12 protein-coding genes are annotated in these 16,279 nt (G+C 37.6%); 10 read left to right on the top strand and 2 right to left on the bottom strand.

The window, feature by feature from the left end; genetic code table 11:
• Positions 1 to 5 precede the first annotated feature (5 nt).
• The 8 genes from aceF to M997_RS13920 all read left to right on the top strand — a co-directional run bounded on the left by aceF (position 6) and on the right by M997_RS13920 (position 10,736).
• Complete coding sequence (gene aceF, locus M997_RS13955; protein ID WP_064720717.1) at positions 6 to 1,871, top strand: pyruvate dehydrogenase complex dihydrolipoyllysine-residue acetyltransferase; 1,866 nt, start codon at positions 6 to 8, stop codon at positions 1,869 to 1,871.
• A 201-nt stretch (positions 1,872 to 2,072) separates the two neighbouring features.
• Positions 2,073 to 3,500, top strand: coding sequence for a dihydrolipoyl dehydrogenase (gene lpdA, locus M997_RS13950; protein ID WP_064720716.1), 1,428 nt, complete (start codon positions 2,073 to 2,075; stop codon positions 3,498 to 3,500).
• Positions 3,501 to 3,697: 197 nt separating this feature from the next.
• Positions 3,698 to 4,204 carry an anti-virulence regulator CigR family protein gene (locus M997_RS13945; protein WP_064720715.1) on the top strand — a complete coding sequence of 169 codons (507 nt, stop codon included), beginning with the start codon at positions 3,698 to 3,700 and terminating at the stop codon, positions 4,202 to 4,204.
• 554 nt (positions 4,205 to 4,758) lie between these two features.
• Positions 4,759 to 7,356, top strand: coding sequence for a bifunctional aconitate hydratase 2/2-methylisocitrate dehydratase (acnB, locus tag M997_RS13940; protein ID WP_064720714.1), 2,598 nt, complete (start codon positions 4,759 to 4,761; stop codon positions 7,354 to 7,356).
• 136 nt (positions 7,357 to 7,492) lie between these two features.
• Entirely contained in the window at positions 7,493 to 7,864 is a 372-nt protein-coding gene (locus tag M997_RS13935; RefSeq protein WP_064720713.1) for a YacL family protein, read from the top strand.
• Positions 7,865 to 7,956: 92 nt separating this feature from the next.
• A complete protein-coding gene (gene mscS / locus M997_RS13930) occupies positions 7,957 to 8,817 on the top strand; it encodes a small-conductance mechanosensitive channel MscS (RefSeq protein ID WP_064720712.1) in 861 nt (286 codons plus the stop codon).
• 474 nt (positions 8,818 to 9,291) lie between these two features.
• Positions 9,292 to 9,921, top strand: a complete 630-nt coding sequence (gene argO / locus M997_RS13925; protein ID WP_064720711.1) for an arginine exporter ArgO — start codon at positions 9,292 to 9,294, stop codon at positions 9,919 to 9,921.
• Between the two features lie 80 nt (positions 9,922 to 10,001).
• Positions 10,002 to 10,736 (top strand): oxidative stress defense protein, encoded by a 735-nt coding sequence (locus tag M997_RS13920; RefSeq protein ID WP_064720710.1) that lies wholly within the window; start codon positions 10,002 to 10,004, stop codon positions 10,734 to 10,736.
• A 74-nt stretch (positions 10,737 to 10,810) separates the two neighbouring features.
• Here M997_RS13920 and M997_RS13915 read toward each other — a convergent pair whose 3' ends face one another.
• Positions 10,811 to 11,710 carry a LysR family transcriptional regulator ArgP gene (locus M997_RS13915; RefSeq protein WP_064720709.1) on the bottom strand — a complete coding sequence of 300 codons (900 nt, stop codon included), beginning with the start codon at positions 11,708 to 11,710 and terminating at the stop codon, positions 10,811 to 10,813.
• 161 nt (positions 11,711 to 11,871) lie between these two features.
• Between M997_RS13915 and rpiA the strand changes: the two genes are divergently transcribed.
• Positions 11,872 to 12,528 (top strand): ribose-5-phosphate isomerase RpiA, encoded by a 657-nt coding sequence (gene rpiA, locus M997_RS13910; protein ID WP_064720708.1) that lies wholly within the window; start codon positions 11,872 to 11,874, stop codon positions 12,526 to 12,528.
• A 273-nt stretch (positions 12,529 to 12,801) separates the two neighbouring features.
• Positions 12,802 to 14,052, top strand: a complete 1,251-nt coding sequence (gene serA, locus M997_RS13905) for a phosphoglycerate dehydrogenase (RefSeq protein ID WP_064720707.1) — start codon at positions 12,802 to 12,804, stop codon at positions 14,050 to 14,052.
• Between the two features lie 102 nt (positions 14,053 to 14,154).
• Here the strand turns inward: serA and M997_RS13900 are convergent, their stop codons facing one another.
• A complete protein-coding gene (locus tag M997_RS13900) occupies positions 14,155 to 16,254 on the bottom strand; it encodes a type I secretion system permease/ATPase (RefSeq protein ID WP_064720706.1) in 2,100 nt (699 codons plus the stop codon).
• Positions 16,255 to 16,279 lie beyond the last annotated feature (25 nt).

The following is a 16,279-nucleotide window of genomic DNA, read 5'->3' as shown; positions in this document are numbered from 1 at the left end:
AGTTAATGTCTATTGAAATTAAAGTCCCTGATATCGGTGCTGATGAAGTTGAAGTTACCGAAGTGATGGTGAAAGTGGGCGACCGTATTGAGGAAGAGCAATCCTTAATCACTGTAGAAGGCGATAAAGCTTCTATGGAAGTCCCATCACCACAAGCAGGTGTGGTTAAAGAGATTAAAATTGCCGTGGGCGATAAAGTCCAGACGGGTTCTCTTATTATGATTTTTGAAGCAGAAGATTCAGCACAAGCTGCACCCGCTCAAGCAGCAGCACCTGCACCAGCAGCGGCTCCTGCTGCTGCGGCGGCATTAAAAGAAGTACATGTACCCGATATTGGTGGCGACGAAGTTGAAGTTACCGAAGTGATGGTAAAAGTAGGCGACAGCGTTGCTGAAGAACAATCACTGATTACGGTAGAAGGCGACAAAGCCTCTATGGAAGTCCCTGCACCGTTTGCTGGAGTGGTTAAAGAAATTAAAATCGCAACAGGTGATAAAGTGAACACGGGTTCTCTTATCATGGTATTTGAAGTTGCGGGTGCAGCAGCACCTGCGCCTTCAGCAGCGGCTCCTGCTCCTGCGGCATCTGCACCAGCAGCGTCTGCTGTAAAAGAAGTCAATGTACCTGATATCGGTGGCGATGAAGTTGAAGTGACGGAAGTGATGGTAAAAGTAGGTGATACCATCTCTGAAGAACAATCACTGATCACTGTAGAAGGTGACAAAGCTTCTATGGAAGTGCCTGCACCATTTGCCGGTGTAGTTAAAGAGATCAAAATTGCCGTGGGCGATAAAGTGAAAACTGGCTCACTGATTATGACCTTTGAAGTTGCCGGTGCAGCACCTGTTGCTCAAGCAGCCCCAGCACCAGTAGCCGCGCCAGCTGCGTCTACTCCTGCACCTGCAAAAGCAGCAGCACCAGCCGCGAAAGAAGAATTCGTTGAAAACGATGCTTATGTGCATGCAACACCTGTTATTCGCCGCTTAGCACGTGAATTCGGTGTTAACCTTGCGAAAGTAAAAGGTACGGGTCGTAAAGGTCGTATTCTGCGTGAAGATGTTCAGTCTTACGTGAAAGAATTAATTAAACGTGCTGAATCTGCGCCAGCAAATGCAGGTGGCGGATTACCAGGTATGTTGCCTTGGCCGAAAATTGACTTCAGCAAGTTTGGTGAAATTGAAGAAGTTGAATTAAGCCGTATCCAGAAAATCTCTGGTGCTAACTTAAGCCGTAACTGGGTAATGATCCCTCACGTTAATCTGTTTGATGAAGCAGATATCACTGAGGTTGAAGAATTCCGTAAACAGCAAAATAAAGAAGCAGAGAAGAAAAAACTAGATGTTAAGATCACGCCGTTAGTCTTCGTGATGAAAGCAGCTGCAAAAGCATTGGCAGATATGCCACGCTTTAATAGCTCTATCTCTGAAGATGGACAGAAACTGATCCTGAAAAAATACATCAATATCGGTATTGCTGTAGATACACCAAATGGTTTAGTTGTTCCTGTTTTCAAAGATGTTAACAAAAAAGGCATTATCGAACTGTCTTATGAGTTAGCAGAAGTTTCTAAGAAAGCACGTGCAGGTAAATTAACTGCTGCTGATATGCAAGGCGGATGTTTCACCATTTCTAGCCTTGGTGGTATCGGTACAACCGGTTTTGCACCTATCGTAAACGCACCAGAAGTTGCGATTATGGGGCTGTCTCGTTCTTCTATGAAACCAGTATGGAACGGTAAAGAATTCGTACCACGCTTGATTTTACCAATGTCATTATCTTTCGATCACCGTGTGATTGATGGTGCTGATGGTGCTCGATTCATCACTCTGATTAATCAGTACATGAGTGATTTACGTCGTTTGGTAATGTAATCATTAAAACCGGTGCTTAGCGCCGGTTTCTCTGATTGCAGTGATGGATTTTACAGTCATACATCGTATGTTGTGAGATCCATCATGTTAGAGCGCTTTTCAGTTTATTAACATTTCTGTAAACTGCATGCGGTATGTAAGTCTCGGTGTTAAATATGGATTATCGTCTGACTCGCCGGACAAATAAATAATGAGGTCACGATGAGTACTGAAATTAAAGCACAGGTAGTGGTTCTCGGTGCAGGCCCTGCGGGTTATTCCGCGGCGTTCCGTTGCGCTGACTTAGGTTTAGATACAGTTTTAGTAGAACGTCACTCTACACTGGGTGGTGTTTGTCTGAACGTGGGTTGTATCCCTTCTAAAGCGTTACTCCACGTTGCTAAAGTTATCGAAGAAGCGAAAGCATTATCTGAACACGGTGTTGTTTTTGGTGCACCAAAAACAGATATCGATAAAATTCGTATCTGGAAAGACAAAGTTATTTCTCAGTTAACGGGTGGCTTAGCGGGTATGGCCAAAGGCCGTAAAGTTACTGTTGTTAACGGTGAAGCGAAATTTACAGGTTCTCATACTTTATCTGTTGCTGGTGCTGAAGGCTCAACAACAATTACGTTTGAAAATGCTATCGTTGCTGCAGGCTCTCGTCCTATCGAATTACCATTTATTCCACATGAAGACCCACGCGTTTGGGATTCAACAGATGCGCTGGAACTGAAAAATGTACCAGAGCGTTTACTGGTCATGGGGGGTGGTATCATCGGTCTGGAAATGGGTACTGTTTACCATGCTCTGGGTTCTCAGATTGATGTGGTTGAAATGTTTGATCAGGTCATTCCAGCAGCTGATAAAGATGTGGTGAAAGTATTTACCAAACGTATCAGCAAGAAATTTAACCTGATGCTAGAAACCAAAGTGACTGCGGTTGAAGCAAAAGAAGATGGTATTTATGTCACGATGGAAGGCAAAAAAGCACCAGCAGAACCACAACGTTATGATGCTGTTTTAGTTGCTATCGGTCGTGTACCTAACGGTAAACTGTTAGATGCGGGTCAAGCGGGTATTGAAGTTGATGATCGCGGCTTTATCCATGTTGATAAACAAATGCGCACAAATGTACCTCACATCTTTGCTATCGGTGACATTGTTGGTCAACCAATGCTGGCACACAAAGGTGTTCATGAAGGTCACGTTGCAGCAGAAGTTATCTCTGGCAAAAAACATTACTTCGATCCTAAAGTTATTCCATCTATCGCTTATACTGAACCAGAAGTTGCATGGGTTGGTATGACAGAGAAAGAAGCAAAAGAGAAAGGTGTAAGCTATGAAGTTGCCTCTTTCCCATGGGCGGCATCTGGCCGTGCTATCGCTTCAGATTGCGCTGATGGTATGACTAAACTGATTTTTGACAAAGAATCTAACCGTGTTATCGGTGGTGCAATTGTCGGTTCTAACGGTGGCGAATTGTTAGGTGAAATCGGTCTGGCTATCGAAATGGGTTGTGATGCTGAAGATATCGCATTAACTATCCACGCTCACCCAACGCTGTATGAATCAATCGGTATGGCTGCGGAAGTATTTGAAGGTAGCATCACTGACCTGCCAAATCCAAAAGCGAAAAAGAAAAAATAAGCTGACTTTATAACTAAAGTAGTTTGAAAATAAGGGCTGAGTTCTTGATGGAACTTGGCTCTTTTTTATTCATTCAAATAAGATGAAATGTTTTTTAGCTATATATGCTTAACAGCCATATTATCGGAATATTAGAAGTTGTACTTAGGCGCTGATTCTCCTATTTTAAATTAACTTTTTAGCTTTGGATGATATCTATGATGCGCAAACGATCTTTTTTCGGTTTTTTTCTATTGTTGTTTACGATGGTATTTTCTTTAGATTCTTTAGCTAATCCTTCTCATGGAAATGGAAATGGAAATGGAAATGGAAATGGAAATGGAAATGGCAAAGGTCATCAAAAAATATCAAATTACCAAAGTGATAACGATAGATCTTTTAACAAAGACAATGGTTTTTCATCTGAAATAAAAATTAATAGTAATGGTATTGTTTCTGTCTCTTTAACCTACAATGAGGCAAGAGCTTTAGCAGTAAGAAATAATATTATTGGTTATCAATCATTACCACCAGGAATTGCTAAAAATCTTGTTCGAGGAAAGCCTCTTCCTCCTGGAATTATGAAAAAAACCATTCCACAAAATATGTTAAATCAATTACCTTACTATCAAGGATATGAGTGGAAGATTGTAGGAAATGATTTGGTTTTGGTCGCAATAGGAACATCTATAATCGCTACTGTTCTTAACCATGTATTTGATTAATTTAAAGTAATATTTTTATTTTTATTCTATAAGATACTTTATTATAAAGGTGTTTTTATTTTCTTTATTAAATATACCTAATCTATTTTTTCTAAAATCAAATTTTTTATTTTTACCGACTTAAATAGATGTTTTTTAATTGCATATATTGCCATTGCTATCTATATAAAAGGTGTATTTTCATCATACACTAATACAATTATTGGTATTTTTGCGAGCATAAGCATAATTTTTATCATAAATCGTATATTTCTATTCATTTTCATAGATTCTTTATAGTATTTTATCTAAAAAATTGGGTAAAAATACGTCTTATACATTTTGTTTAAGTGATTTAATCTGAATAAGTAGATATTTGAATCTTATTAATGTTACTTTTATGTGAACGAATTAACATCGTGTTGAAGATTTGCTATGCTGATAGCCCTTAGCTGGGCATAATTTCACAACCTCTTAAGTTTTATGCGAGCAAAAGATCCTCTGACCTGGCATCCAAAATAGATAGGGTGCAGACAGCCGGGTATACAAAATGACAAAGAAGCGAGGAGAAAGTCGTGCTAGAAGAATACCGTAAGCACGTAGCAGAGCGTGCAGCTGAAGGTGTCGTTCCAAAACCTCTCGATGCCACACAAACAGCAGCACTTGTTGAGCTATTAAAAAATCCCCCTAAAGGTGAAGAAGCGTTCCTTCTAGACCTTATTGTTAACCGCGTTCCCCCTGGTGTTGATGAAGCTGCTTATGTTAAAGCCGGTTTTTTAACAGCCCTTGCTAAAGGCGAAACCTCATCACCACTTATCTCTCCAGAAAAAGCTGTTGAATTATTAGGTACAATGCAAGGCGGCTATAATATTCATGCTTTAATTGAATCTCTGGATGATGAAAAACTGGCGCCTATCGCGGCTAAAGCGCTTTCTCATACTTTATTAATGTTCGATAACTTTTATGATGTCGAAGAGAAAGCCAAAGCTGGTAATACCTACGCTAAACAAATTATGCAATCTTGGGCTGATGCGCAATGGTTTACAGAGCGCCCCGAATTAGCAGAAAAAATTACTGTTACCGTATTTAAAGTAACAGGTGAAACTAACACGGATGACTTATCACCAGCACCAGATGCGTGGTCACGACCTGATATTCCATTACATGCATTAGCAATGCTAAAAAATGCGCGTGAAGGTATCGAACCTGATCAACCGGGTAATGTCGGGCCAATCAAACAAATTGAAGCGTTAAACAAAAAAGGCTTCCCTCTGGCTTATGTCGGTGATGTTGTTGGTACTGGTTCTTCACGTAAGTCCGCAACTAACTCAGTGCTGTGGTTTATGGGGGATGATATTCCTTACGTTCCTAATAAACGCGGTGGTGGTGTTGTGCTAGGTGGCAAAATTGCCCCTATCTTCTTTAATACAATGGAAGATGCTGGTGCATTACCTATCGAGGTTGATGTTTCTAAATTAAATATGGGTGATGTGATTGATATTTACCCATACAAAGGGGAAATTCGTGATCATAATACGAATGAACTCTTAGAAAACTTTGAACTGAAAACCGATGTGCTGGTAGATGAAGTTCGTGCAGGTGGCCGTATTCCACTGATTATTGGTCGTGGTTTAACGTCTAAAGCACGCGAATCATTAGGTTTGCCAGTAAGTACCCTTTTCCGCCATGCTAAACCTGTAGAAGCAAGTAACCGTGGTTTTTCTTTAGCGCAGAAAATGGTTGGTCGAGCTTGTGGACGCCCTGGTATTCGCCCTGGCGAATATTGCGAGCCAAAAATGACTTCGGTTGGTTCTCAAGATACTACCGGCCCAATGACTCGTGATGAACTAAAAGATCTCGCGTGTCTTGGCTTCTCGGCTGATTTAGTTATGCAATCATTTTGTCATACGGCAGCTTATCCAAAACCCGTGGATGTGACTACACATCACACCTTACCTGATTTTATTATGAATCGTGGTGGTGTTTCTCTGCGCCCAGGTGATGGCATTATTCACTCATGGCTGAACCGTATGTTATTACCAGATACCGTGGGTACTGGTGGTGACTCGCATACTCGTTTCCCTATTGGTATCTCATTCCCAGCAGGTTCTGGTTTAGTGGCTTTTGCTGCGGCAACCGGGGTAATGCCATTAGATATGCCAGAGTCTGTTCTGGTACGCTTTAAGGGCGAAATGCAGCCGGGTGTTACATTACGTGATTTAGTGCATGCTATTCCTTATTATGCTATCCAAGACGGCTTACTGACAGTTGAGAAAAAAGGTAAGAAAAATATTTTCTCAGGACGTATTTTAGAAATTGAAGGTCTGCCAGAGCTTAAAGTAGAGCAAGCGTTTGAATTAGCTGATGCTTCAGCGGAGCGTTCTGCCGCTGGGTGTACAATCAAGTTAGATAAAGCTCCAATTATTGAATATTTACAATCAAACATAACATTATTGAAATGGATGATTGCTGAAGGCTATGGTGATCGTCGTACTATCGAGCGTCGTATTACTTCAATGGAAAACTGGCTAAACGATCCGCAGTTATTAGAAGCTGATGCAGATGCAGAATATGCGGCAGTTATCGAAATTGATTTAAATGAAATAAAAGAACCAATTTTGTGTGCCCCCAATGATCCTGATGATGCGCGTTTATTATCAGATGTAGCAAATAGCAAAATTGATGAAGTATTTATTGGTTCTTGTATGACCAATATTGGTCACTTCCGTGCTGCGGGGAAACTGTTAGATCAACATAAAGGTCAATTACCAACACGTTTATGGGTAGCTCCACCCACTAAGATGGATGCGGCTCAATTAACGGAAGAGGGCTATTACAGCGTCTTTGGTAAGAGTGGTGCGCGTATTGAAGTACCAGGTTGTTCATTATGTATGGGTAACCAAGCGCGTGTTGCTGATGGTGCAACAGTGGTTTCTACATCAACACGTAACTTCCCTAATCGTTTAGGTACTGGCGCTAACGTGTATTTAGCTTCTGCTGAACTCGCTGCGGTCGCCTCTTTATTAGGTCGTTTACCAGAGCCACAAGAATACCTTGATTTTATGAATAAAGTGGATGAAACCGCTGAAGATACTTATCGTTATCTGAATTTTGATCAACTAGAACAATATACAGAGAAAGCAGACCAAGTTATTTTTCAAACAACGGTGTAATACTTTTATTTATTCGCTTTAAGCGTATTTAATATGAACAAACGGGAGGATAAAACCTCCCGTTTGTTATTATTTTTGTCATAATAAGAATAAGATGTTTTTTATAAAAAAATAAATTAAATAAGGGGCGTACACCATGGATTATGAATTTCAGCGAGATTTAACAGGTGGTATTTTTGCCCGTTTTTCGATGGATCATGAAGCTATTGGTTATTGGCTTAATGATGAAATTCAGGGTGATATAAGCCAAATAGACCAAATTTTGGAAGAGATGGATGCAGTTAAAGGAAGCGAAAGGCAGTGGGAGCTTATCGGAAAAGAATATAGCCTATTTATTGATGATGAAGAAATCATGATAAGAGCTAATACTCTTCATTTTGAGACTGATGAAATGGAAGAAGGTATGAGCTATTACGATAACGAAAGTATCTCATTTTGTGGGTTAGATGATTTTGCTACAATGCTACAAAAATATCGGTTATTTATTCTGGAAAATAGTAAAAATTAACAAATACTATATATTTTCAGAATAAATCTGCCACAATATGCTCTCTATTGCTATTCTTGTTATTACGTTTTTAAGTTTAAAAAGGTGGCCTAATGAATGAATTACCGGGTAGTTTAGATGAAGCAACAGGTTGGTTTGTTGCAAATCAAGACCTCTTTATTCAGTATACGGTGAATATTATTGCAGCGTTTCTGATCCTATTTGTCGGTTTGTTTGTGGCAAAAATGATTGGGAAAGGTGTTGCTAGAGTCTTAACGTTGCGTCATATCGATGCAACGGTAGTAACATTCTTGTCTGTATTAGTGCGTTATACTGTTATTGCTTTTACTTTAATTGCAGTATTAGGCCGATTAGGTGTACAAACTGCGTCTGTTATCGCGGTATTAGGTGCGGCTGGTTTAGCGGTTGGTTTAGCTTTACAAGGTTCACTTTCTAACTTTGCAGCGGGCGTGCTTATTGTTATTTTCCGTCCAATTCGGGCGGATGAATATGTCATGATAGGTGCTGTAGAAGGTACGGTTCAAGATGTACAGATTTTCTCAACCACCTTACGTTCAGCAGATGATCGCATTATTGTTATTCCAAATAGCAAAATTATCAGCAGTGAAGTAATTAATTTAAGCCGTGAGCCTGATCGTCGTACACAAATTATGGTCGGCGTCGCTTATGATGCTGATATTGATACGGTGAAGAAAGTATTGGGCGATGTTGTTGCTAAAGATAAGCGTATTCAGCATGAAAAAGGTGTGACTATTCGTCTTCATGAAATGGCACCTTCTTCATTAAATTTTGTGGTACGAGTTTGGACTACAAATGGTGATGCATGGCCTGTTTATTGGGATTTAATGGAAGATTTTAAACGTACATTAGATGCTCATAATATCGGTATTCCATTCCCACAAATGGATATCTATATGCATCAGCCACAAAATGCGACGGCTAAAGCAGAATAATCTCACTAAAATAAATGTGATAGAGCCACGTTAATAACGTGGCTTTTTTGTATCATAAGATCTTAATAGAAGGAGAAAATAAAGCACTCTAAAAAAAGGATTATGGGTTATGGTGGATTTTATTTATTTTTTATTTTCGATATTTAATCATATTAATAGCTATATCATTTTTTTTCTTGTATTGGTATTTATCTGGTATTCAAGCCAAACACCTAAAAAATCCTTACGGATATTATTCTTTTTATTGGCATTATTATTGATATTTCCTTATGTGATTTCAATATTTAGCATTGCTTTTGTTATTTTAATTAGCTTGGTGCTTTCATCTTAATTATTCTTGGCTGTTCGTGATATCTAATAATAATATTCCTATTAGTTTTTCTTATTATCAATAAGAATCATTCATTTCCTCTAATACCAAAATCCACTTATTATTCAGCAAACATTAAACGAATAATTATTAAGGTATTTTGCATGTTCACGACTTTTTTTCAGGGGTTTATATTAAGTGCTGCGATGATTTTACCTATAGGTGCCCAGAATGCCTTTGTTTTGCAACAAGGAAGCAAAAAACAGTTTCATTTGATGAGTGCGTTTTTATGCGCATTAAGTGATGTTGTATTAATAACAGTTGGGGTGTTTGGCGGCAGTGCACTGCTCAGCCAATCTGAAACCCTAATGTTTATTATTACGTGGGGAGGTGTTGCTTTTTTATTGTGGTATGGCTGGAGTGCATTTAAAACGGCATTTTCAAAAGAAATTGAATTAACTCAAACGGCTAATCAGGTAAAAAGTCGTTGGCGTGTAATTGTCACTTTAGTGGCGGTAACTTGGCTTAATCCTCATGTTTATCTCGATACATTTGTGGTCATTGGCAGTATTGGTGGTCAATTAAACTCGGAACTACGTCCCTGGTTTACTTTTGGGGCAATAATGGCATCGATTGGCTGGTTTTTTGCTTTAGCATTATTAGCCGCTTGGTTTTCACCTGTGTTAAGTAAAACACGATCTCAGCGCATTATTAATCTTTTTGTTGGCTGTGTGATGTGGTTTATTGCTGTGCAATTAGCAGCTCAGGGATGGAAAATTATCTTTCAATCTTAAAGATCTTTACAACAAATGTGCTAATGTTCATTTTATCCGTCATAAGATGGTGTAACTTATTCTCTTGTCAGGAGGTTCTTGTGAAATTAAAAGCGATTGTATTAGCATCCGTGTTGGCAGTTGGATTACCTTCAGTTGCACTAGCCGCAGCTGAGCCAGAAGGACCACATATTACAACATCGGGTAATGCAACTATTAAAGCGACTCCTGATATGGCGACATTAAATATTCAGGTAAATGAAAGAGCAAAAGATGCCGCTCAGGCTAAAAAGCAAGTTGATGACCGCGTTGCTAAATATTTTGCTTTCTTAAAAGAAAATGGTGTAGCGAAAGAGGATATTGATGCGGCAAATATCCGCACTCAACCAAATTATGAATATGATAAGAAAACTGAACGCTCAGTGATTAATGGCTACACTGCAACGCGTACAGTTAATGTAAAAATTAAAAAATTAGATCAACTAAACACGCTGCTTGATGGCGCATTGTCTGCTGGTTTAAATGAGATTAATAATGTTGAGTTTGGTGTAAATAATCCAGAGCAATACAAAACAAAAGCACGGGAAGTTGCGATAAAAAATGCCATCGAACAAGCAAGCTCAGTGGCGAAGGGTTTTGGTGCAAATTTGGGCGCGGTCTATAGTGTGAATTATCGTGCACCAGAAGCAACGCCATATCCAATAGCACAAGTACGAATGGATGCTATGGCATTAAAAGCACAATCGCCTGCGGATGTACAAGAAACTTATCAACAACAGAGTATTGAGTTTAAAGACTACGTTGATGTGGTATTTGAATTGAAACCTAACAAATAATAGTTAACCATAGATAAAAAAATGGGTTTCCTGCTCGAGTGAAACCCATTTTTTATGAATAAAATAAAATTTATTTACTCTTCATCTTGTTTTAATACTTTACGGCCAAAATCAATAAGTGCATCAGTCACTTTTCTCATTGTTCTACTTTCTGGTGCAAAACGATGCCAATAGAGCATTCGGCGTTGGCAAAGCCCCGGTGTTAAATCAACGAGTTCACCATTTTTTAGTTCATCTGAAATTTGCAAATGCGGGATCATACAACAAGTTGACCCCTGTTTTGCTAATTGAACAAAGGCTTCTGAAGAGTTAACGATGTGGCAAGGAACACTGCCAGGGGAGAGGCCAAAATTTTGTTGTAAAAAGGCCTGATGCATATCATCAAGATGGTCAAAAGCGACCGCAGGTGCTTTTAATAATGATGATTTGGTTACACCATTGGCAAAATAGCGTTGGGCGAAATCAGGTGAGGCAACAAATAAATAATCAAGTGCTCCTAATTGATCCACAAGACAACTCGGTAATGCTTGTGGTTGGATACTAATAGCGCCGACAACTTCACCGCGTCTTAAACGTTCCTGAGTACGGGTTTCATCTTCAACTTGAATATTTAAACGAATCGGAAGTTGCGTTAAAACAGGATGTAAAGCTGGGAGCAACCATGTTGCTAAACTATCCGCATTCACCGCTAAAGAGAGTAAAAGAGGTGTTGAACCACTGTTTTCATCACCTAACCATTGTTCTTCTAACAATTCGACTTGATGTAATAGGGCTAATAATTTTTGTCCTTGCTCTGTAGGCTGAGGTGGGACGGTACGCACAAGTAAAGGTTGTCCAAACAAATTTTCTAATTGTTTGATACGCTGTGAAACGGCAGATTGAGTAATACATAGCTTTTGCGCGGCTCGTTCAAAACCGCGCTCTCGAATGACAGCATCAAGGGCTTGTAGTGCCCGATAATCAGGACGTTTCATTAACAGACTCTCTTAGATTTTATATTCTATTGTCTACTATGCCATATTTTTTGTTGTAATGAGTTAAAATGTTGCTTCTCAGTTTTTGATACGTCTCCTGCTAGTTTTCAATGCAATATGCTATTCTTATTCCATTAATGTGATAAATAAGGTTTTATTAAATGACTCAGGATGAATTAAAAAAAGCGGTAGGTTGGGCAGCACTTGATTATGTAAAACCCGGCATGATCGTTGGTGTAGGTACTGGTTCAACGGCTTCACACTTTATTGATGCATTAGCAACAATGAAAGGTCAAATTGAAGGTACTGTTTCAAGTTCAGTTGCATCAACCGAAAAACTGAAAAGCTACGGCATTCCTGTTTTTGATTGTAATGAAGTTGACTCTTTAGATATTTATGTTGATGGCGCTGATGAAATAAACCATCAAATGCAAATGATTAAAGGCGGCGGCGCAGCATTAACGCGTGAAAAAATTATTGCTGGTGTAGCAAAAACCTTTATCTGTATCGTTGATGAATCTAAACAAGTTGATGTGTTAGGTAAATTCCCATTGCCTGTTGAAGTCATTCCAATGGCTCGCTCTTTTGTTGCGCGTGAATTAGTTAAATTAGGTGGCCTGCCTGAATACCGTGAAAATGTTGTTACTGACAATGGTAATGTCATTTTGGACGTTTACAATTTAACAATTCTTAATCCAATAGAGTTAGAAAATAAAATAAACAGCATCCCAGGTGTAGTCACTGTAGGATTATTTGCTAATCGTGGTGCAGATATTGTATTGATGGGAACATCTCAAGGCGTTAAAACAATCAAGTAAATCCTTAGAAAATAGGTAGCAGTAGCTACCTATTTTTTTCAAATTATTTCAGAAACCTTAAATACAGTGATATATATCACACGATAGTTATATTGCTACCTAAAATTCTGCCATTATCCTAGTCAAAATCATTTTGCTCGGCAGAAAATCACTTTATCTATCGCTTATTCTGCCATCGTTGCAATCGGTTGTATTGCGACAAAATCTATTTTTGTTATGTTGATGGAACAGGATTGAGTTTTTCATAAATGTAACAACGATAGGGCAGGGTAAATGGTTAAAGTATCTTTGGAAAAAGAAAAGATAAAGTTTCTACTATTGGAAGGTGTGCATCAAAGTGCAGTAGAAAATTTACGTGCGGCAGGTTATACCAATATTGAATATCACAAAGGTGCATTATCGGACGAAGAATTAAAAGAAGCTATCCGTGATGCTCGTTTTGTTGGTCTTCGCTCTCGTACTCATTTAACAGAAGACATTTTTGCAGCAGCAGAAAAATTGGTTGCTGTTGGATGTTTCTGTATCGGGACTAACCAAGTTGATTTAGATGCGGCTTCTCGTCGCGGTATTCCTGTTTTTAATGCACCATTCTCAAATACTCGTTCCGTAGCTGAGATGGTATTAGGTGAGTTATTACTTTTACTTCGTCGTATTCCAGAAGCAAATGCTAAAGCACATCGCGGCGTTTGGGATAAACAAGCTAAAGGTTGTTTTGAAGCACGTGGTAAAAAACTAGGTATCATTGGTTATGGCCATATTGGCACTCAGTTAGGCATTCTAGCGGAGAGTGTTGGTTTAGATGTCTATTTTTATGATATCGAAAACAAGCTACCTTTAGGTAATGCAACACAAATTCGTCACCTGTCTGAGCTACTAAACATGTGCGATATCGTAAGCCTTCATGTACCAGAAACCGCATCTACAAAAAACATGATTGGTCATGAAGAAATTCAACGTATGAAGCCTGGTTCTATTTTAATTAATGCTTCACGCGGTACGGTTGTAGATATTCCGGCATTAGCTCAAGCTTTAGAATCTAAGCATTTATCGGGTGCAGCCGTTGACGTATTCCCATCAGAGCCGGGTGCAAATAATGATCCAAATGATCCTTTTGTTTCAGAACTCATACAATTTGATAATGTAATTCTGACGCCTCATATTGGTGGTTCAACGCAAGAAGCACAAGAGAATATTGGTTATGAAGTGGCGGGTAAACTAGCAAAATACTCTGATAATGGTTCTACATTGTCAGCAGTTAATTTTCCTGAAGTTTCATTACCAAGTCATGGTGATGATGTAAACCGTTTACTGCATATTCATGAAAACCGTCCTGGTATGATGAATAGCATTAATAAAGTCTTTACTGAAGAGAATATCAACGTTGCCGCGCAGTATTTACGTACATCGGGTAATGTTGGCTATGTTGTGATTGATATAACAACACAAACTAAAGCACAAGCTGAATTAGTGTTACAAAAAATTAAAGCACTGCCGGGAACTATTCGTGCTCGTATGTTGTATTAATTTTATTTTTTTATAGCTTGCGTTAATTAATAAGAAAAAGGCTCAATTTAATTATTGAGCCTTTTTCTAGTTGTTATATTCAATTTAATTGAGAGCAAATAGTTATCGTAATTGTTTATCCCATAATTGGCGATAGAGATCATGATTGTTTAATAAATTTGAGTGCGTTCCTTCTTCTCGTATTCGCCCTTTCTCTATAACATAGATATAATCTGAACGTGATAAGGTATTTAAGCGATGGGCAATACTAATAACGGTTCTGTTTTTACAAATTAAAGGTAGATTAGCTAGAATTTCGGCTTCAGATTCATAGTCTAATGCTGATGTCGCTTCATCTAGAATAAGAATACGAGGATTAGTTAAAAGTGCTCTCGCTAATGCAATACGTTGACGTTGCCCACCGGACAAATTACTTCCTCTTTCTCCTACTTGAGTATTAAATTGCTGTGGTAATTGTTGTATAAAATCTAAAGCACCTGCTAGTTTTGCTGCATTATATATCTCTTCTTCATAACAATAAGGTTTTGCTAAACGAATATTTTCAGCAATAGAGCCACTAAATAAAAAACTATTTTGTAAAACAATACTTATGCTTTGTCTTAAAGATAGAGGATCTGCAATGGCGAGATCCATTCCATCAATATAAATTTGGCCGTGCTGTGGTGTATAAAAACGTTGAATTAAACGAGTGATAGTACTTTTTCCTGAGCCTGATGGCCCCGTGATACCAATAAATTTTCCTGCGGGAATTGATAATGAGAGATCTTCGATTACCTCTGGAGTATTGGTGGAATAACGAAAGCGAACATGAGAAAAAATAACTTCACCTTCAATGCTAGGCATTGTTGCTAAGCCTTGGTTTTGGTGTTCCGTTGGTGAGTTTAAAATTTCACCAATTCGATGCAGTGATACAATCGTTTGTTGAAAATCTTGCCAAACTTGAGCCAATCGTAAAATAGGTTGAGTAATATGTGCTGCAAACATATTAAAGGCAATCAATTCTCCTATGGTTAATTGTATATCCATGACTAACTTCACACCATGCCATAAAATAATGGCAGTCATGATTTTGTGGATAGTAAGAATGAGCTGTTGCGCTAATAATGCTTTCTTAGTACCTGAAAAGCGAAAGAGAATATGATTAGCTAGTCTATATTGCCATTTTTCAATAAAATAATTTTCTGTCGCTGTGATTTTAATTGTTTCTATACCATTAATCGCTTCAGTTAATAAACTAGTGTTATCTGAATTTGCTTTATATTCTTTTTCAGTCCAATAGCGGATTATAGGGCCGAAAATAAACCAAATAAAAAAATAAATAACTAGCGAGCCTAATGTTATCCAAGTTAATAATGTTGAATAAGAAAACATAACTGAAATAAAAATGACAATAAAAATAACATCAAGCAGCATCATAAATGCAGAGCCTGTAATAAATTGCTGAATGTTTGCTAATTCTTGAAGACGAGAAATAATTTGTCCAGATTGTTGTTGATTAAAAAAATGATTAGGAAGGCGAATAAGGTGTTGATAGGCCTTACCTGAAAACTCAGAATTTAATTTACATGAAACAAAAGTATATAATTTATCTCTTAAAAGAAGATAAATAGGCTCTGTGATCGCAATTAATACCAAGACACATCCTAATACATGTAAATTGGTAATGTTCCTTCCTGTTAATACTTTATCAATAAATTTTTCAAAAACAATAGGGCTAATTAAAGAAAAAAATTGAATGCAGCAGGACAAGATAAATATTAATAATAATATGTTTTTTTGTCTTAATAAAGAAGGGATAAACCATTTTAAATTAAATCTAGTCAATAATTGTTTTTCTTTTTTTATTGTTTTTAATATGTTAAAGATTTTTTTATCATTAATAATAAACTCTTCGGTTATTTCATTTTTAGGATCTGTAATAATAAATTTATTATTTTTATTTTTTTTTAAAATATACCAGTAATTGTTAATTTCTATAAGTGTATTGCTAGTTATATCTTTATCATTTTCGCTATCAAATAAATAAAACTCACACTTTAAGCTTAAAAATTCAGCAGCTTCAATAATGCTCCAATAAGTTAAATTATTATTCTCGCCTAATAGATGCATAATTTGTTTTTTATTAAAGTTATCATTATTTTTTTTAGCAACATAAAGCAAACCATCTAGAATAGATTGGTGATATTTATTCTCTTTTTTCATATCTAATTTTCTATGTTTTGTTTAT

Source organism: Proteus hauseri ATCC 700826, from assembly GCF_001654965.1.
GTDB lineage: Bacteria > Pseudomonadota > Gammaproteobacteria > Enterobacterales > Enterobacteriaceae > Proteus > Proteus hauseri.
Note: the sequence above shows the minus strand (reverse complement) of the source record. Positions and strands in the feature narration are given on the sequence as shown.